The sequence below is a fragment of the Streptomyces sp. NPDC057638 genome, from assembly GCF_042800315.1.
GTDB lineage: Bacteria > Actinomycetota > Actinomycetes > Streptomycetales > Streptomycetaceae > Streptomyces.
The window spans coordinates 1-17,172 of record NZ_JBHVHF010000174.1; the positions used below are offsets into that span (position 1 = coordinate 1).

The 17,172-nt window shown below is 72.5% G+C and carries 14 protein-coding genes; 12 read left to right on the plus strand and 2 right to left on the minus strand.

Going from position 1 to position 17,172, the window contains the following annotated elements; genetic code table 11:
• Positions 1 to 7: 7 nt before the first annotated feature.
• Both idi and ACFVIM_RS22245 read right to left on the minus strand, forming a co-directional pair.
• Positions 8 to 601 carry an isopentenyl-diphosphate Delta-isomerase gene (gene idi, locus ACFVIM_RS22240; RefSeq protein WP_384303891.1) on the minus strand — a complete coding sequence of 198 codons (594 nt, stop codon included), beginning with the start codon at positions 599 to 601 and terminating at the stop codon, positions 8 to 10.
• 263 nt (positions 602 to 864) lie between these two features.
• Entirely contained in the window at positions 865 to 1,809 is a 945-nt protein-coding gene (locus tag ACFVIM_RS22245) for a cation diffusion facilitator family transporter (RefSeq protein ID WP_384303894.1), read from the minus strand.
• A gap of 691 nt (positions 1,810 to 2,500) precedes the next feature.
• On the opposite strand from ACFVIM_RS22245, the gene ACFVIM_RS22250 reads away from it, so the two are divergent.
• The 12 genes from ACFVIM_RS22250 to shc form a co-directional block, all read left to right on the plus strand.
• Positions 2,501 to 4,294 (plus strand): DUF5941 domain-containing protein, encoded by a 1,794-nt coding sequence (locus tag ACFVIM_RS22250; RefSeq protein ID WP_384303930.1) that lies wholly within the window; start codon positions 2,501 to 2,503, stop codon positions 4,292 to 4,294.
• A complete protein-coding gene (locus ACFVIM_RS22255; RefSeq protein WP_384303897.1) occupies positions 4,291 to 5,028 on the plus strand; it encodes a sugar phosphate nucleotidyltransferase in 738 nt (245 codons plus the stop codon). Before ACFVIM_RS22250 ends, ACFVIM_RS22255 begins: the two co-directional genes overlap by 4 nt.
• A complete protein-coding gene (locus ACFVIM_RS22260) occupies positions 5,016 to 6,077 on the plus strand; it encodes an iron-containing alcohol dehydrogenase family protein (RefSeq protein ID WP_384303900.1) in 1,062 nt (353 codons plus the stop codon). Before ACFVIM_RS22255 ends, ACFVIM_RS22260 begins: the two co-directional genes overlap by 13 nt.
• Positions 6,055 to 6,843: a CDP-alcohol phosphatidyltransferase family protein gene (locus ACFVIM_RS22265; RefSeq protein WP_384303903.1), complete on the plus strand. Its 789-nt coding sequence runs from the start codon at positions 6,055 to 6,057 to the stop codon at positions 6,841 to 6,843. Before ACFVIM_RS22260 ends, ACFVIM_RS22265 begins: the two co-directional genes overlap by 23 nt.
• Before the next feature lie 44 nt (positions 6,844 to 6,887).
• Positions 6,888 to 7,733 carry a glycosyltransferase family 2 protein gene (locus ACFVIM_RS22270; protein WP_384303933.1) on the plus strand — a complete coding sequence of 282 codons (846 nt, stop codon included), beginning with the start codon at positions 6,888 to 6,890 and terminating at the stop codon, positions 7,731 to 7,733.
• A 116-nt stretch (positions 7,734 to 7,849) separates the two neighbouring features.
• Entirely contained in the window at positions 7,850 to 8,779 is a 930-nt protein-coding gene (locus ACFVIM_RS22275; RefSeq protein ID WP_384303906.1) for an ABC transporter permease, read from the plus strand.
• Entirely contained in the window at positions 8,772 to 9,566 is a 795-nt protein-coding gene (locus ACFVIM_RS22280; protein ID WP_384303909.1) for an ABC transporter ATP-binding protein, read from the plus strand. The genes ACFVIM_RS22275 and ACFVIM_RS22280 overlap by 8 nt, the downstream gene beginning before the upstream one ends.
• A 468-nt stretch (positions 9,567 to 10,034) precedes the next feature.
• On the plus strand, positions 10,035 to 11,081 hold the full coding sequence (locus tag ACFVIM_RS22285; RefSeq protein ID WP_384303912.1) for a squalene/phytoene synthase family protein: 1,047 nt from the start codon (positions 10,035 to 10,037) through the stop codon (positions 11,079 to 11,081).
• An 8-nt stretch (positions 11,082 to 11,089) separates the two neighbouring features.
• On the plus strand, positions 11,090 to 12,031 hold the full coding sequence (gene hpnD / locus ACFVIM_RS22290) for a presqualene diphosphate synthase HpnD (protein ID WP_384303915.1): 942 nt from the start codon (positions 11,090 to 11,092) through the stop codon (positions 12,029 to 12,031).
• Positions 12,032 to 12,098: 67 nt separating this feature from the next.
• On the plus strand, positions 12,099 to 13,508 hold the full coding sequence (gene hpnE / locus ACFVIM_RS22295) for a hydroxysqualene dehydroxylase HpnE (protein ID WP_384303918.1): 1,410 nt from the start codon (positions 12,099 to 12,101) through the stop codon (positions 13,506 to 13,508).
• The gene (locus ACFVIM_RS22300; RefSeq protein WP_384303921.1) at positions 13,505 to 14,611 is read left to right on the plus strand and encodes a polyprenyl synthetase family protein; all 1,107 of its coding nucleotides are present in this window, start codon (positions 13,505 to 13,507) and stop codon (positions 14,609 to 14,611) included. The genes hpnE and ACFVIM_RS22300 overlap by 4 nt, the downstream gene beginning before the upstream one ends.
• Positions 14,612 to 15,198: 587 nt before the next feature.
• Positions 15,199 to 17,172, plus strand: a 1,974-nt coding sequence (gene shc / locus ACFVIM_RS22305; protein WP_384303924.1) for a squalene--hopene cyclase, incomplete at its 3' end; no start/stop codon positions are given.

Sequence of the window (17,172 nt, forward strand, 5' to 3'; positions counted from 1 at the left end):
CCCGTGCTCACCAGCCGCCGGAGGGGCCCGTCAGCTCCCTGATCGACGGGCGCGCCGCGTCCAGCACCGTCATGAACCAGGCCGAGAAGGGTACCGACGCGTGCCGCGCGGCCAGCTCGTCGGGGGTGACGAAGACCGTCTCGCCGACCTCGTCGGGGTCCGGTACGGGCGATGCCTGCGCCATCCCGACGAAGAGGTGGTTGTACTCACGCTCCACGAGCCCGGAGGCCGGGTCCGGGTGGTGATAGCTCACCGTGCCCGCCTCGGCCAGCAGCGACGGAGAGATCCCCAGCTCCTCATAGGTCCGCCGGGCGGCGGCGGTGAAGGGCGCCTCACCGGGGTAGGGGTGGCCACAGCAGGTGTTCGACCAGACACCGGGGGAGTGGTACTTGCCCAGCGCGCGCCGCTGGAGCAGCAGCCGCCCCTGCTCGTCGAAGAGGAAGACGGAGAAGGCCCGGTGCAGCTTGCCCGGCGCCTGGTGGGCGGCGAGCTTCTCCTCGGTGCCGATGGTGGTGCCGTGCTCGTCGACCAGTTCGAGCAGAATCGGTTCGGTCGTGTCGCTCGACGAGCCACCGGCGGTGTGTGCGGGAGAGGTCGGCATGGCCATCCTTCGCTGTGGTACCTGGTCCTCGGTCCGTGAGGGGACCGCGGCCGGTGCTGACCGCGACCCGTGCGGGGGACTGCTCAGTCTGCCGTACGCCGGGGGCCCGGCCCCACTCGGCGGGGCGAACGGGGACCGCCGGGGCCATCCCCCCGGGAGGCGTTCCCCGCCGGGCCCGGGGCGGCCGGGACCCCCGGCCCCGCAGGGGACCGCCCCCGGGGCCGGACCGCCCGTGGTCCCCTCAGTGACAGCCCAGTGGCAGCTCAGTGACAGAGGTTCGCCTCATGCTGGGCGTGCCCCACCGGCTCCAGCTGGAAGGTGCAGTGGGCGACGTCGAAGTGGTCCCCGAGGCACCCCTGGAGGTCGTGCAGCATCCGCTCGTTGCCGACGGCGTCGAGGACCTCCTGGCTCACGACCACATGGGCGGAGAGGACCGGCATCCCCGAGGTGATCGTCCAGGCGTGCAGATCGTGGACGTCCTCCACCCCCTTGAGGCCCAGGATGTGACGCCGCACCTCGGCCATGTCGACATCCTTCGGCGCCGCCTCCAGCAGGACGTTCAGGGTCTCCCGCAGCAGTTTCACCGTGCGCGGCACGATCATCGCGCCGATCACCAGCGAGGCGATCGGGTCAGCGGCCTGCCAGCCGGTGGCCAGGATGACCGTCGCCGACACCAGCACCGCCACCGAGCCGAGCGCGTCGTTCATGACCTCCAGATAGGCGCCCCGCACATTGAGGCTCTCCTTCTGGCCGCGCATCAGCAGCGTCAGGGAGATGACATTGGCTATCAGGCCGATCATCGCGAAGACGATCGTCAGCCCGCCCTTGGTCTCGGCGGGCTCGATGAACCGCTGCACCGCCTCGTAGACCAGGAACGCCCCGACGCCCAGGAGCAGCAGACAGTTGGCGAGCGCGGCCAGGATCTCCGCGCGGGCGAAGCCGAAGGTGCGGTTGGTGCTCGCCGGGCGGTTGGCGAAATGGATCGCCAGCAGCGCCATCGCCAGCCCGATGGCGTCCGTCGCCATGTGCGCCGCGTCGGCCACCAGGGCCAGGGAGCCCGTGACCACCCCGCCGATGATCTCCAGGACCATCACGCTCAGTGTGATCGCCAGCGCGACCCGCAACCGGCTGCGGTAGGCCGCCGCCGCCGTGCCGGTCGTCGGCGGACGGCCGCCGTGCGTATGCCCGTGGTCGTGCCCAGCCCCCATGGAAACAGCCTCCCGACGTCATGGTCCGCGATCTCTTCCGTCCCTCAGTGAACTACGGGTGGGGGGTATAGGCAACACGGGACTGAACACCGTTGTCATTCCCCTGACCTGCGCAAACGCTCCGCAGGTCAGCCGGGTCCCGTGCTGGCCCGCCCTCCAGCGCGTCCTCGTGCCGGCCTGCCCCCGTCGCGGGCCCACCCACCCCGGCTCGCCACCTGGCCGCGCCCTCGTGTGGTCCCGAGCCCCCACCCGTCGCGCGCAGCTGGCCCCTGCCCACAAGCGGTGGCACCGCCGTGCCCACAAGCAGGTGGAACCGGCGTCCTCGGTACGCATGAGGCAAGCCCACCGGCAGGGCGCAGCCCGTGCGGGCGGGGGCCTGGCTCGCGAGCGGGTGGGGTCGCACGCGAGTGGAGGCGGGATTGAGGGCGGGCGGGGGCCTGGGCGGGTGGTGTCGCAGGGCGGGGGCACCCGGTTTGGCGGGTGGGGTGGGGATCGACAATGATGATCTCCAGCAGGGGCTCGGGCCGGGTCCCACCGCGCCGCCGGTCTCGTCGGCCACCGCCCTCGGGCAGTGAACTCCCTCCCCGGCGCATCCGATAGCCTCTGCCGAAGCCCGCGCCAACGAGCCGCCGCCCGCCCACGGGCCGGGGCCCCCGCGTGTCCCACCCTCGGTTGCAAGGAGTGAGTTCGTCTGTCGACCGCCATCCTCACCGGTCCGCCCGTCCCCGGATCGTCGCTTGAGGGCGATCTGCGGTCCCTGGGCTTTGACGTACGGGTCTCTCCGGGTGCCGCCGAGACCGCGGCGCTGGTCGCCGCCGCCCCCGCGGCGGAGCGGGTCGCCGTCGTGGACGCCCGTTTCGTGGGGCACGTCCACGCGCTGCGGCTGGCGCTGACCGACCCCCGTTTCCCGGCCGCCGCCGTCCCCGGCGCGCTCACCGCGCAGCCGGGGGCCCGCGCCGCGCTGATACGGGCGCTGGCCGCCGCCGAGGCGCCCACCGTGACCACCGTCGTCCCGGACGCCCTCGCCGGGGCGCTGGACGCCGACGGCACCTCCGTACACCGGCCCGAGCTGGGTTCCCTGGTGGCGACCGTCCCGGATGATCCGCAGACCCGCAACGAGGCCCGTCAGGCCGTCTCGGCCGTCGATGACGAGGCGGTTCGGCTGAAGACGGCGGTCAAGGGCCGGGACGGGTTCTTCACCACCTACTGCGTCAGCCCGTACTCCCGCTATATCGCCCGCTGGTGCGCGCGGCGCGGGTTCACCCCCAACCAGGTCACCACGGCCTCGCTGATCACCGCGCTGATCGCGGCCGGGGCGGCGGCCACCGGGACCCGGGCCGGCTTCGTCGCCGCCGGGGTGCTGCTGCTGGTCTCGTTCGTCCTGGACTGCACCGACGGACAGCTGGCGCGCTACTCGCTCCAGTACTCGACGATGGGCGCATGGCTGGACGCGACCTTCGACCGGGCGAAGGAGTACGCGTACTACGCGGGGCTCGCGCTCGGCGCCGCCCGGGGCGGCGATGACGTCTGGGCGCTGGCGCTGGCCGCCATGGTGCTCCAGACCTGCCGCCATGTCGTGGACTTCTCCTTCAACGAGGCCAACCACGACGCCGTCGCCAACACCAGCCCCACCGCCGCCCTCTCCGACCGGCTCGACAGCGTCGGCTGGACGGTGTGGATCCGCCGGATGATCGTGCTGCCCATCGGTGAGCGCTGGGCGATGATCGCCGTGCTCACCGCCGTGACCACGCCCCGGATCGTCTTCTACGCCCTGCTCATCGGCTGCTCCTTCGCCGCCGCGTACACCACCGCCGGGCGGCTGCTGCGCTCGCTCACCCGCCGGGCCCGGCGGACCGACCGCGCGGCCCGCGCGCTGGCCGAGCTGGCGGACTCCGGGCCGCTCGCCGAGGCCGCGGCCCGCGCGCTGGCGCCGCTGTCGCGGAGGCTGCCCGCGCTGGCCCCGCCCGTGATCGCGCTGCTCGGCGGCGCGGGCCTGCTCACCGCCGCCGCGCTGAGCGACTACGGCTCCCCGGTGCCGGTGCTGGCCGCGCTCGGCTACGTCCTGACCTCCGCCCTCGCCGTCGCCCGCCCGCTGGCCGGCCCGCTGGACTGGCTGATCCCGCCGGTCTTCCGGGCCGCCGAGTACGGCACGGTCCTGGCGCTCGCCGTGCGCGCCGACGCCCCCGGGGCGCTCCCCGCGGCTTTCGGGCTCGTCGCCGCGGTCGCCTACCATCACTACGACACGGTGTACCGGATCCGGGGCGGTTCGGGCGCGCCCCCGGCCTGGCTGGTCCGGGTGACCGGGGGCCATGAGGGCCGGGTCCTGGCCGTCACCGTCCTGGCCGCCCTGGTCGCCGCCGACGACCTCACCATCGCGCTGACGGCCCTCGCGGCCGCCGTCGCCCTCGTGGTGCTGGTGGAGAGCATCCGCTTCTGGGTCTCCTCCGCCGCACCCGCCGTACATGACGAAGGAGAACCCGCATGATCGGCCTCGTACTGGCCGCCGGTGCCGGACGGCGTCTGCGCCCCTACACCGACACGCTTCCCAAGGCCCTCGTGCCCGTCGACGGCGACAGAACCGTGCTGGATCTCACCCTCGCCAACTTCGCCGAGATCGGGCTGACCGAGGCCGCGATCGTCGTCGGCTACCGCAAGGAGGCCGTGTACGAGCGCCAGGCCGACCTGGAGGCGCGGTACGGGCTGAAGCTGACCCTCGTCGAGAACGACAAGGCGGAGGAGTGGAACAACGCCTACTCGCTGTGGTGCGCCCGTGAGGTGCTGAAGCGGGGCGTCATCCTCGCCAACGGCGACACCGTCCACCCCGTCTCCGTCGAGCGCACCCTGCTGGACGCCCGGGGCGGCGACCGGAAGATCATCCTCGCCCTCGACACGGTGAAGCACCTCGCCGACGAGGAGATGAAGGTGATCACCGAGGACGGTCTGGGCGTGCGCCGGATCACCAAGCTGATGGACCCGGCGAGCGCGACCGGGGAGTACATCGGCGTCACCCTGATCGAGCCCGAGGCCGCCGAGCCGCTGGCCGACGCGCTCCAGGCCACCTTCGAGCGGGACCCCGACCTCTACTACGAGGACGGCTACCAGGAGCTGGTGAACCGCGGCTTCACCGTGGACACGGCGCCCATCGGCGAGGTCAGCTGGGTCGAGATCGACAACCACGACGACCTCGCCAAGGGGCGTGAGATCGCGTGCCAGTACTGACCCGGCTTATCCCCTCGCCGGTCGTCGTCGACATCCGGCCGGGAGCGCTGGACGACCTGGTCGACATCCTCGCCGACCAGCGGATCTCCAGCTCCGGCCGGCTGGCCTTCGCGATCAGCCGGGGTTCCGGGCAGACGCTGCGGGAGCGCCTGGCGCCCGCGCTGCCCGGCGCCGACTGGTACCCGGTCGACGACGGCACCCTGGACTCGGCGGTGCGGCTCGCCGACGCGATCAGGGGCAAGCACTACGACGCGGTCGTCGGCCTCGGCGGCGGCAAGATCATCGACGTGGCGAAGTACGCCTCGGCGCGGGTCGGGCTGCCCATGGTCGCGGTCGCCACCAACCTGGCCCATGACGGTCTGTGCTCCCCGGTCGCCACCCTGGACAACGACAACGGGCGGGGCTCCTACGGCGTCCCCACCCCCATCGCCGTCGTCATCGACCTCGGAGTGGTCCGGGACGCGCCGCTGCGCTATGTCCGCTCCGGCATCGGTGACGCCATCTCCAACATCTCCTGTGTCGCCGACTGGGAGCTCTCCCACCGGGTCACCGGGGAGTCCATCGACGGACTGGCCGCCGCCATGGCCCGCCAGGCCGGGGAGGCGGTGCTGCGCCACCCGGGCACCCTCGGGGACGACGCCTTCCTCACCGTGCTGGCGGAGGGGCTCGTCCTCACCGGCATCGCCATGTCCGTCGCCGGGGACAGCCGTCCCGCCTCGGGCGCCTGTCATGAGATCAACCACGCCTTCGACCTGCTCTACCCGGGGCGCTCGGCGCTCCACGGGGAGCAGGTCGGGCTCGGGGCGGCCTTCGCCATGCATCTGCGGGGCGAGCGCGAGCAGGCGGGGCTCTTCAGCGAGACCCTGCGCCGCCACGGGCTGCCCGTGCTGCCCGAGGAGATCGGATTCTCCGTGGCGGAGTTCATCGCGGCCGTGGAGTACGCGCCGCAGACCCGGCCGGGCCGCTTCACCATCCTTGAGCACCTCGACCTCACCACCGACCAGATCAGGGACGCGTACGCCGACTATGCCAAGACCATCCGTAGCTGAACTCCGTCCGGTCGTTCACCCGGAGGGTGTGAAGGACCGGCGCAGCGGAGAGCACTGGGCCGGGCGCCTGTACATGCGGGAGATCTCGCTGCGGGTCGACCCCTATCTCGTGAACACCCGGATCACGCCCAACCAGCTGACGTACCTCATGGTCGTCGTCGGGGTGCTCGGCGGCGCCGCGCTGCTGATCCCCGGGCTGACCGGGGCGATCCTGGCGGCCGTGCTGTTCCAGGTCTATCTGCTGCTCGACTGTGTCGACGGCGAGGTGGCCCGCTGGCGCGGCCAGACCTCGGTGACCGGGGTCTACCTCGACCGGATCGGCCACTACCTCTGCGAGGCCGCGCTGCTGGTCGGCTTCGGTCTGCGCGGCGCCGACCTCTTCGGCGCCCAGGGCTCGGACGACCCGGCGTGGCTGTGGGCCTTCCTCGGCACGGTCGCGGCCCTCGGCGCGATCCTGATCAAGGCCGAGACCGACCTGGTCGACGTGGCCCGCCAGCGCAGCGGACTGGCGGCGGTCAAGGACGAGGCGTCGGTGCCGCGCTCCTCCGGTCTGGCGCTGGCGCGGCGGGCGGCGGCGGCGCTCAAGTTCCACCGGCTCGTCGGCGGGATCGAGGCCAGCCTCTTCATCCTGGCCGCGGCCGTGCTCGACCTGGTCCAGGGCGATCTGTTCTTCACCCGCCTCGGCATCGCGGTCCTCGCCGGGATCGCCGTCGTGCAGACCCTGCTCCACCTGGTGTCGATCCTCGCCTCCAGCAGGCTGAAGTGAGCGCCCCGGGCACCGCGCCCCGGCTGGGCGCGGTCATCATCACCATGGGGGAGCGGCCCGAGGAGCTGCGGGCGCTGATCGACTCGGTCCGGGCGCAGGAGGGCGAGCCGATCGAGGTGGCCGTCGTCGGCAACGGCGCCCCGGTCACCGGGGTGCCCGAGGGCGTCCGCACGGTCGACCTGCCGGAGAACCTCGGCATCCCCGGCGGCCGTAATGTCGGCATCGAGGCGTTCGGCCCCTCCGGTTCGGAGGTGGATGTCCTGCTCTTCCTCGACGACGACGGACTGCTGCCCAACACCGACACCGCCAAGCTGGTGCGGGAGGCGTTCGCCGACGACGAGAAGCTGGGCATCGTCAGCTTCCGGATCGCCGATCCCGAGACCGGCACCACCCAGCGCCGCCATGTGCCGAGGCTGCGCGCCTCGGACCCGATGCGGTCCTCGCGGGTGACGACCTTCCTCGGCGGCGCCAACGCGGTGCGCACCTCGGTCTTCGCCGAGGTCGGCGGATTGCCGGACGAGTTCTTCTACGCCCATGAGGAGACGGACCTGGCCTGGCGGGCCCTGGACGCGGGGTGGTCGATCGACTACCGCGCGGACATGGTGCTCTTCCATCCGGCCACCCCGCCGTCCCGGCACGCGGTCTACCACCGGATGGTGGCCCGCAACCGGGTCTGGCTGGCCCGCCGGAACCTGCCCGCGCCCCTCGTCCCGGTCTATGTCGGCGTCTGGCTGCTGCTCACGCTCGCCCGCCGCCCCTCGTCCGACGCCCTCAAGGCGTGGATGGGCGGCTTCAAGGAGGGCTGGCGCACTCCCTGTGGTCCCCGTCGGCCGATGCGATGGCGTACGGTATGGCGGCTCACCCGACTGGGACGACCCCCCGTGATCTGAGAAGCTCGGTCCTACGGCACCGGGGCGTCCCCCGGAGAGCTCCGGAGGACGCCCCGGCCAGCCGGGGCAGACCGCTCCCTTTCCGCCGCGCAGTGTGAAGACGAAAGTTTCGACTTGTGAGTGACACAACCCAGGACGGGGCGATCATCACGACCGCCCCGCCATCCGCCGACGAGGGGCTCTCCCGGGCGGAACTCGCCGCGAAGTACGGCCTCTCGGTCAGCGGTGCCCGGCCCGGGGTGATCGCCTACATCAGCCAGCTCTGGGGCAGGCGCCACTTCATCCTCGCCTTCTCCCAGGCCAAGCTGACCGCGCAGTACAGCCAGGCCAAGCTGGGCCAGCTCTGGCAGGTGGTGACGCCGCTGCTCAACGCGGCCGTCTACTACTTCATCTTCGGGCTGATCCTGGACTCCGGGCGGGGGATGAGCAAGGAGGTCTTCATCCCGTTCCTGGTGACGGGTGTCTTCGTCTTCACCTTCACCCAGAGCTCGGTGATGGCGGGGGTGCGGGCGATCTCCGGCAACCTCGGACTGGTGCGGGCGCTGCACTTCCCGCGTGCCTCGCTGCCGATCTCGCTGGCGCTCCAGCAGCTCCAGCAGCTGCTCTTCTCGATGGTCGTCCTGGTGGTGATCGCGGTCTCCTTCGGCAGCTACCCCTCGCTGTCGTGGCTGCTGATCCTGCCCGCGCTCGCGTTCCAGTTCGTGTTCAACACCGGTCTGGCGCTGATCATGGCCCGGCTCGGCAGCAAGACACCGGACCTGGCCCAGCTGATGCCGTTCATCATGCGGACGTGGATGTACGCGTCGGGTGTGATGTTCTCCATCCCGGTGATGCTCAAGGACCACCCGGGCTGGATCACCGATGTACTCCAGCTCAACCCGGCCGCCGTCTATATGGACCTGATCCGCTTCGCGCTGATCGACGGATACGGCGCCAACAACCTGCCCTCGCATGTGTGGGCGCTGGCGCTCGGCTGGGCGCTGCTGGTCGGCGTCTTCGGGTTCCTGTACTTCTGGAAGGCGGAAGAGAGGTACGGCCGTGGCTGAGGACACCACCACCACGAGCGGTGAGCGGATCCCGACCGTCATCGCCGACGACGTCCATATCGTCTACCGGGTGCACGGTTCGGCGGGTGGCAAGGGCAGCGCGACGGCGGCCCTGAGCCGGATGCTGGGGCGCGGCAAGGGCGAGCCCCGGGGCGTGCGCAAGGTGCACGCCGTGCGCGGGGTCTCCTTCACCGCGTACCGGGGCGAGGCGATCGGCCTGATCGGCACCAACGGTTCCGGTAAGTCGACGCTGCTGCGGGCCATAGCGGGACTGCTGCCCACCGAGCGCGGCCGGGTCTTCACCGACGGCCAGCCCTCCCTGCTGGGCGTGAACGCGGCGCTGATGGGCGATCTGACCGGTGAGCGCAATGTGATCCTGGGCGGTCTCGCGATGGGCATGTCGCGCGAGGAGGTCCGCGAGCGCTATCAGGACATCGTCGACTTCTCGGGGATCAACGAGAAGGGCGACTTCATCACCCTGCCGATGCGGACCTACTCCTCCGGTATGGGCGCCCGGCTGCGGTTCGCCATCGCGGCGGCGAAGAACCACGATGTGCTGATGATCGACGAGGCGCTGGCCACCGGGGACCGCAAGTTCCAGATCCGGTCCGAGCAGCGCATCCGCGAACTCCGCAAGGAGGCGGGCACCGTCTTCCTGGTCAGCCACAGCCTGGGCTCCATCCGGGACACCTGCAACCGGGTGCTCTGGCTGGAGAAGGGCGAGCTGCTGATGGACGGACCGACCGCCGAGGTCCTGAGGGCCTATGAGAAGGAAACCGGCAAGTAGCGCGTCGGCGGGTCCGTGAGCCGGTGCTCCGGCCCAGCTCAGAGCCCCCCGCCAGGCACCCTGGCGGGGGCTTTCGCGCGTCTTGACGGGCGAGGCGGCCAACAGGGCCGCGACCCTGGCGACCGGGCCCGGCGCGCTGGTGGGGGAGCAAGTCCGGGCTGATCGGGAAAGGTTGGCCGATAGTGCGGCTGTGCCAGGACGAGTGGGATACCCGGGAAACCTCCCGGCCCTTGTACAACGTAAGCTGGGGCGGTGCTGAATCACGGCAAGTGGGGCGTTACGCCCCGGGTACCGGGTCCGGCGTCCGGACCCCGCACCCTCGCGACCAGCGGCGGCGTGTCCGAAATAGGATGGATTGGATCGGCAGTGTAGAACGGGAGATGTGACGGCAATGATCGAAAATCTCCAGATCCGCGAGGGTTTCGCCATTCCCGTACCTGGTAGTCCCGTATGACCGATATTCGGCAGATGTATACCACACCTTCACCTTCCCCGGCCGCCTCCGCCGCGCCCTCTCCCGCCGCCGCCCCGTCCCCCGAGGACACCCTGGCCAAGGCGGCGCACGAGAACTTCCCGGTCGCCCCCTTCTTCCTGCCGCGTGCCTGGCGCGATGACCTCATGGCGCTCTACGGCTACGCCCGGCTCGTCGACGACATCGGCGACGGCGACCTCGCGCCCGGCGGCGGCGACGCGCGGGCCCTCGGGGTCCCGGCCGGGACCGGCGACGACCGGCTCGCCGTACTCGACGCCTTCGAGGCCGATGTCCGGCGCGTCTTCGCCGTCCAGCACGACGCACCGCTGAGCGGACCCGACGGATCCGGCGGCCTCGGCGATGCGGACGGACGCGGCGGATCCGGCGGCTCCGGCCACGCGACCGGATCCGCCGAGGAGCCCCGCCACCCCCTGCTGCGGGCGCTCGTGCCCACCGTGCGCCGCTGTCAGCTCACCCCCGGACCCCTGCTCGGCCTCATCGAGGCCAACCGCCAGGACCAGCGGGTGCGCCGCTACGAGAGCTACGAGCAGCTCCTGGCCTACTGCGAGCTCTCCGCCAACCCCGTCGGACGGCTGGTACTCCAGGTCACCGGCACCGCCACCCCGGAGCGCGTGCGGCGCTCCGACGCCGTCTGCACCGCGCTCCAGATCATCGAGCACCTCCAGGACGTCAGCGAGGACCTCGCCCGCGACCGGATCTATCTGCCCGCCGAGGACCTGCGCCGCTTCCATGTCCGCGAGGCCGATCTCGCCGCCCCCACCGCCAACGCCTCCGTCCGCGCCCTCGTCGCCTTCGAGGCCGACCGGGCGCGGCGGCTGCTGGAGGAGGGCATTCCGCTGGTCGCCGGCGTCCAGGGCAGGCTGCGGCTGCTGCTCGCCGGATTCGTCGGCGGGGGCGCCGCCGCCCTCGCCGCCATCACGTCGGCCGGCTTCGACGTACTGCCAGGCCCGCCACGACCCGCACCCACGACGCTGCCGCGCCAGATGGCGGCCGTCCTCAGAAGAGCGCGTAGAGAGGGGTGAGCCGGACCATGGAGCAACCGACACCCGTATCGGCGCCCGTACAGGCAGCGTATGGCTACTGCGAGGCCGTCACCGGAGCGCAGGCGCGTAACTTCGCGTACGGCATCCGGCTGCTGCCCACCGAGAAGCGGCAGGCCATGTCCGCGCTGTACGCCTTCGCCCGGCGCGTCGACGACATCGGCGACGGCACCCTCACGCCCGAGACCAAGACGGAACGCCTTGAGGCGACCCGGCACCTGCTCGACCGCGTCCGCGACGGCGCCGTCGCCGAGGACGACACCGACCCCGTCGCCGTGGCCCTCGCCGACACCGCGCGGCGCTTTCCCATCCCGCTCGGCGGCCTCGACGAGCTGATCGACGGCGTCCTGATGGACGTACGGGGCCAGGAGTACGAGACCTGGGAGGAGCTGCGGACCTACTGCCGCTGTGTCGCGGGCGCCATCGGACGGCTCTCGCTCGGCGTCTTCGGCACCCAGGGCGGCCACTCCACCGCCCGCGCCGCCGAGTACGCCGACACCCTCGGCCTCGCCCTCCAACTCACCAACATCCTGCGGGACCTGCGGGAGGACGCGGCCAACGGCCGTACCTATCTGCCCGCCGACGACCTGGCCAAGTTCGGCTGCGCCGAGGGCTTCCACTCCGCCAGCCCCCCGCCCGGCTCCGACTTCCCGGGCCTGATCCACTACGAGGTGCGCCGCGCCCGCGCCCTCTTCGCCGAGGGCTACCGGCTGCTGCCGCTGCTCGACCGGCGCAGCGGCGCCTGTGTCGCGGCCATGGCCGGGATCTACCGGCGGCTGCTGGACCGTATCGAGCGCGACCCCGCCGCCGTGCTGCGCGGCCGGGTCTCGCTGCCGGGCCGGGAGAAGGCGTACGTGGCCGTGCGCGGCCTCTCCGGCCTGGACACCCGGGCCATCAGGGCCGCCCGCCAGAACCGTGGCGGGCGGCCGTGACGGCCTCGCGTACGGCCCGTACGGCCCGTACGTCAACGGAGAAGGCGGCGGCGACGGAGGCGGGCTCATGACGGGCGGACACGGACGCGTTCCCGGTGGGCCCGCTCACGCGGTGGTCGTCGGCGGCGGACTCGCCGGGACCACCACCGCGCTGCGGCTCGCCGACGCCGGGGTGCGGGTCACCCTGCTCGAAGGCCGGCCCCGGCTGGGCGGGCTCGCCTTCTCCTTCCAGCGCGGCGAGCTGACCGTCGACAACGGCCAGCATGTCTATCTGCGCTGCTGCACCGCCTACCGGTGGTTCCTGAAGCGGATCGGCGGCGCCCATCTCGCCCCCGTCCAGGACCGGCTGGATGTGCCCGTCCTCGACGTCGGCACCCCCGGGCGGCCCCTGCCGCGGCCCCGGCTGGGACGGCTGCGGCGCTCCGCGCTGCCGGTGCCGCTGCACCTGGCCGCCAGCCTCGCCACCTACCCCCACCTCTCGCTCGCCGAACGGGCCGCCGTCGGCCGGGCCGCGCTCGCGCTCGGACGGCTCGATCTCGGCGACCCGGCGCTGGACGGTGCCGACTTCGGCGACTGGCTCGCCCGGCACGGGCAGTCCGCCCGCACCATCGAGGCCCTGTGGGACCTCGTCGGCGTCGCCACCCTCAACGCCACCGCGCCCCACGCCTCCCTGGCGCTGGCCGCGATGGTCTTCAAGACCGGTCTGCTCTCCGAGCCCGGCGCCGCCGACATCGGCTGGGCCCGGGTGCCCCTCGGCCAGCTCCATGACACCCTGGCCCGCGCCGCCCTGGCGGAGCGCGGGGTGCGGACGGAGGTCTCGTGCAAGGTGCGCGGACTGACCCGTACGGACGAGGGCGGCTGGCGGGTGGAGACCGACGGCGAGACGATCGACGCCGACGCGGTCGTCCTCGCCACCGCGCAGCGCGAGACCCACGCCCTGCTGCCCCAGGGCGCCCTCGACGAGCCCGGTCTGCTGCTGGAGCTGGGCACCGCGCCCATCCTCAATGTGCATGTGCTCTATGACCGGCCGGTCCTGCGCGCCCCCTTCTTCACCGCGCTCGGCTCGCCCATCCAGTGGGTCTTCGACCGCACCGAGGCGTCCGGGCTGCGCCAGGGCCAGTACCTGGCCCTCTCCCAGTCGGCCGCCCAGGCCGAGATCGACGCGCCCGTCGCCGAGCTGAGGGCCCGCTATCTGCCCGAACTGGAGCGGCTGCTGCCGCCCGCGCGTTCGGCGGGCGTCACCGACTTCTTCGTCACCCGGGAGCGGACCGCCACCTTCGACCCCGCGCCCGGGACCGCCCGGCTGCGGCCCGGCGCGCGCACCCGGGCGCCCGGCTTGTACCTCGCGGGCGCGTGGACCGCCACCGGCTGGCCCGCGACCATGGAGGGCGCCGTCCGCAGCGGGTTCACCGCCGCCGACGCCGCACTCACGGCCCTCGGCCGCCCCCAGCACCATCCACTCAAGGAGGCGGCGTGAGCCCCAGTACCGGAACTAGAGGAGAGACCGTGCCGACCGTGCCTTCGGCCACCCCCGCTGACTCCACCACGGGCGTGGACATCATCGCCCTGCTGGAGCGCGGACGCGCCCTGTCGACTCCGGTGCTCCGTGCGGCGGTCGACCGGCTCGCGCCCCCGATGAACACCGTGGCCGCCTACCACTTCGGCTGGATCGACGCCCACGGGCACCCCTCGGACGGCGACGGCGGCAAGGCCGTGCGCCCCGCGCTCGCCCTGCTGTCGGCCGAGGCCGCCGGGGCGCCGCCCGAGGTCGGCGTCCCGGGTGCCGTCGCCGTGGAGCTGGTCCACAACTTCTCGCTGCTCCATGACGACCTCATGGACGGTGACGAGCAGCGCCGCCACCGCGACACCGTCTGGAAGGTCCATGGACCGGCCCAGGCCATCCTCGTCGGGGACGCCCTGTTCGCCCTCGCCAACGAGGTGCTGCTGGAGCTCGGCACGGTCGAAGCGGGCCGTGCCACCCGCAGGCTGACCGCCGCCTCCCGCAGCCTGATCGACGGCCAGGCGCAGGACATCTCCTACGAGCACCGCGAGCGGGTCACCGTCGAGGAGTGCCTGGAGATGGAGGGCAACAAGACCGGCGCCCTGCTGGCCTGCGCCGTCTCCATCGGCGCCGTCCTCGGCGGCGCCGACGACCGCACCGCCGACACCCTGGAGACCTACGGCTACCACCTGGGCCTCGCCTTCCAGGCCATCGACGATCTGCTGGGCATCTGGGGCGATCCCGTCTCCACCGGCAAGCAGACCTGGAGCGATCTGCGCCAGCGCAAGAAGTCCCTGCCGGTCGTCGCCGCGCTCGCCGAGGGCGGGGCGGCCTCCCAGCGGCTGGGGGAGCTGCTCGCGGCCGACGCCAAGAGCAGTGACTTCGCCAGCTTCTCCGAGGAGGAGTTCGCCACCCGGGCCGCGCTGATCGAGGAGGCCGGCGGCCGCGAGTGGACCCGTCAGGAGGCCCGCCGCCAGCACGCCATCGCCATCGCCGCGCTGGACCAGGTCGAGATGCCCGCCACGGTCCGGGCCCAGCTCGTGGCGCTCGCCGACTTCGTCGTCGTCCGCGAGCACTGAACGGTCGTACGGGAGTGGGGACCGCCGTCGCGGGTGGCGGCGGTCCCCCGCTCGGCGGTCCGGACGACCAAGAAGCGCGTCACCACGTGACCTGATGGCCCGACCGGTGGTAGGACGGCACCCGTAACGGTTCAGACGCCACCGGCGACGGCGTCGACCCGCACACCGGCGGCTACGACGGCGACGACCGACCACGACGCATACGACGGACACCCGACCGATACGACCGACACCCGACCGATACGACCGACACCCGACTCGATACGACGGGCCACGACGGACCTCCGACCGGCCACCACGGAACCACGACCGACCACGACGGACACGGCGCGCGCGACGACGACCGCGCGCGGCGCCACGGCGGCGGAGCCGGTGCCAAGACCACGCCGAGACCAGAACAGGACCCGACCCGGGAAACGACCGTGAGAAGAGAGGTGGCAGCACCGACACCGGAGACGTCCCCCACCACGTCCTCCATACGCATCGCAGTCGCCGGCCGGTGAACCGGGGCCCATGCCCCGTGGACACCGGCCGACGGAGACCCCAGCACAGCAGAGCACTCGCACTACTGCACGGTAAGGGGAACCATGACAGCGACGACCGACGGAAGCGGCGGGCCCCAGGGGCTCCGCACCGCGACGGCCGGCCCGGCACAGGCACAGGTACCGGCGCCCGACAGCGCGCCCGGTGACGATCCGCGCGAGTCCGCGCGACGAGCCATGGAGCGCGCCACCGAGCACCTGCTGAACCGGCAGGATCCCGAGGGCTGGTGGAAGGGCGACCTTGAGACCAATGTGACGATGGACGCCGAGGACCTGATGCTCCGCCAGTTCCTCGGCGTCGCGGATCCCGGCGTCACCCAGGCGGCGGCCCGTCATATCCGCTCCCAGCAGCGTGACGACGGCACCTGGCCCACCTTCTACGGCGGCCCCGGGGAGCTGTCGGCCACCGTCGAGGCGTATGTGGCCCTGCGGCTGGCCGGGGACGCCCCCGACGAGCCGCACATGGCACGGGCCGCCGCCTGGGTGCGCGAGCGGGGCGGTATCGCCGAGTGCCGGGTCTTCACCCGCATCTGGCTCGCCCTCTTCGGCTGGTGGCGCTGGGACCGGCTGCCCCAGGTCCCGCCGGAGGTGATCTTCCTGCCGTCCTGGTTCCCGCTGAACATCTACGACTTCGGCTGCTGGGCGCGGCAGACCATCGTGCCGCTCACCATCGTCTCGGCGCTCAGACCCGTACGGCCCGCGTCCTTCGCCCTGGACGAGCTGCACACCGACCCCGCGCACCCCGCCCCGCCCAAGCCGCTGCCGCCCGCGCTCAGCTGGGACGGCTTCTTCCAGCGCGCCGACCTGGCCCTGCGCGCCTACCACCGGGTCGCCCCGAAACCGCTGCGCCGGGCGGCGATGCGCATGGCCTCCCGCTGGATCGTCGAGCGCCAGGAGAACGACGGCTGCTGGGGCGGGATCCAGCCCCCGGCGGTCTACTCGCTGATCGCCCTCCATCTGCTCGGCTACGACCTCGACCATCCCGTGATGCGCGCGGGCCTGGAGTCACTGGACCGGTTCGCGATCTGGCGCGAGGACGGCGCCCGGATGGTCGAGGCGTGCCAGTCACCCGTCTGGGACACCTGTCTGGCCACCATCGCGCTCGCCGACGCCGGACTGCCCGGCGACCATCCCGCCCTGGTCAAGGCGGCCGACTGGATGCTCGGCGAGGAGATCGTCCGCGACGGTGACTGGAAGGTGCGCCGCCCCGGGCTGCGGCCCGGCGGCTGGGCCTTCGAGTTCCACAACAGCACCTATCCCGATATCGACGACACCGCCGAGGTGATCCTCGCGCTGCGCCGGGTCCGCCATCCCGAGCCCGCCCGGATGAACGCGGCCGTGGCCCGGGCCGGGCGGTGGACCCTCGGCATGCAGTCGCGGGACGGCGGCTGGGGCGCCTTCGACGCCGACAACACCAGCCCGTTCCCCAACCGGCTGCCCTTCTGCGACTTCGGCGAGGTGGTCGACCCGCCCTCGGCCGATGTCACCGCGCATGTCCTGGAGATGCTCGCCCACGAGGGCGGGGCGGACCATCCGCGGGCCCGGCGCGGCCTGGAGTGGCTCCTCGCCCACCAGGAGCCGCACGGCGCCTGGTTCGGCCGCTGGGGCACCAACTTCGTCTACGGCACCGGATCGGTGGTGCCCGCGCTCACCGCCGCCGGGCTCCCCGTCGCGCATCCGGCGATCCGGCGGGCCGTCGCCTGGCTGGAGTCCGTCCAGAACGAGGACGGCGGCTGGGGCGAGGACCAGCGCTCCTACCGCGAGGAGGAGTGGGTCGGACAGGGCGCCTCCACCGCGTCCCAGACCGCGTGGGCGCTGATGGCGCTGCTCGAAGCGGGGGAGGGGGAGGGCAAGGCGGCCGAACGCGGTATCCGCTATCTCGTCGAGACCCAGCGGCCCGACGGCTCCTGGGACGAGCCGTACTTCACCGGAACCGGCTTCCCCTGGGACTTCTCCATCAACTACCACCTCTACCGGGCGGTCTTCCCGCTGACCGCGCTCGGGCGCTATGTCCACGGC

What these genes read in the sequence shown, in the direction of transcription:
- idi (WP_384303891.1), bottom strand. Translation starts at nt 601, where the DNA reads ATGCCGACCTCTCCCGCACACACCGCCGGTGGCTCGTCGAGCGACACG.
- ACFVIM_RS22245 (WP_384303894.1), bottom strand. Translation starts at nt 1,809, where the DNA reads ATGGGGGCTGGGCACGACCACGGGCATACGCACGGCGGCCGTCCGCCG.
- ACFVIM_RS22255 (WP_384303897.1), top strand. Translation starts at nt 4,291, where the DNA reads ATGATCGGCCTCGTACTGGCCGCCGGTGCCGGACGGCGTCTGCGCCCC.
- ACFVIM_RS22265 (WP_384303903.1), top strand. Translation starts at nt 6,055, where the DNA reads ATGCCAAGACCATCCGTAGCTGAACTCCGTCCGGTCGTTCACCCGGAG.
- ACFVIM_RS22270 (WP_384303933.1), top strand. Translation starts at nt 6,888, where the DNA reads ATGGGGGAGCGGCCCGAGGAGCTGCGGGCGCTGATCGACTCGGTCCGG.
- ACFVIM_RS22285 (WP_384303912.1), top strand. Translation starts at nt 10,035, where the DNA reads ATGTATACCACACCTTCACCTTCCCCGGCCGCCTCCGCCGCGCCCTCT.
- hpnD (WP_384303915.1), top strand. Translation starts at nt 11,090, where the DNA reads ATGGAGCAACCGACACCCGTATCGGCGCCCGTACAGGCAGCGTATGGC.
- hpnE (WP_384303918.1), top strand. Translation starts at nt 12,099, where the DNA reads ATGACGGGCGGACACGGACGCGTTCCCGGTGGGCCCGCTCACGCGGTG.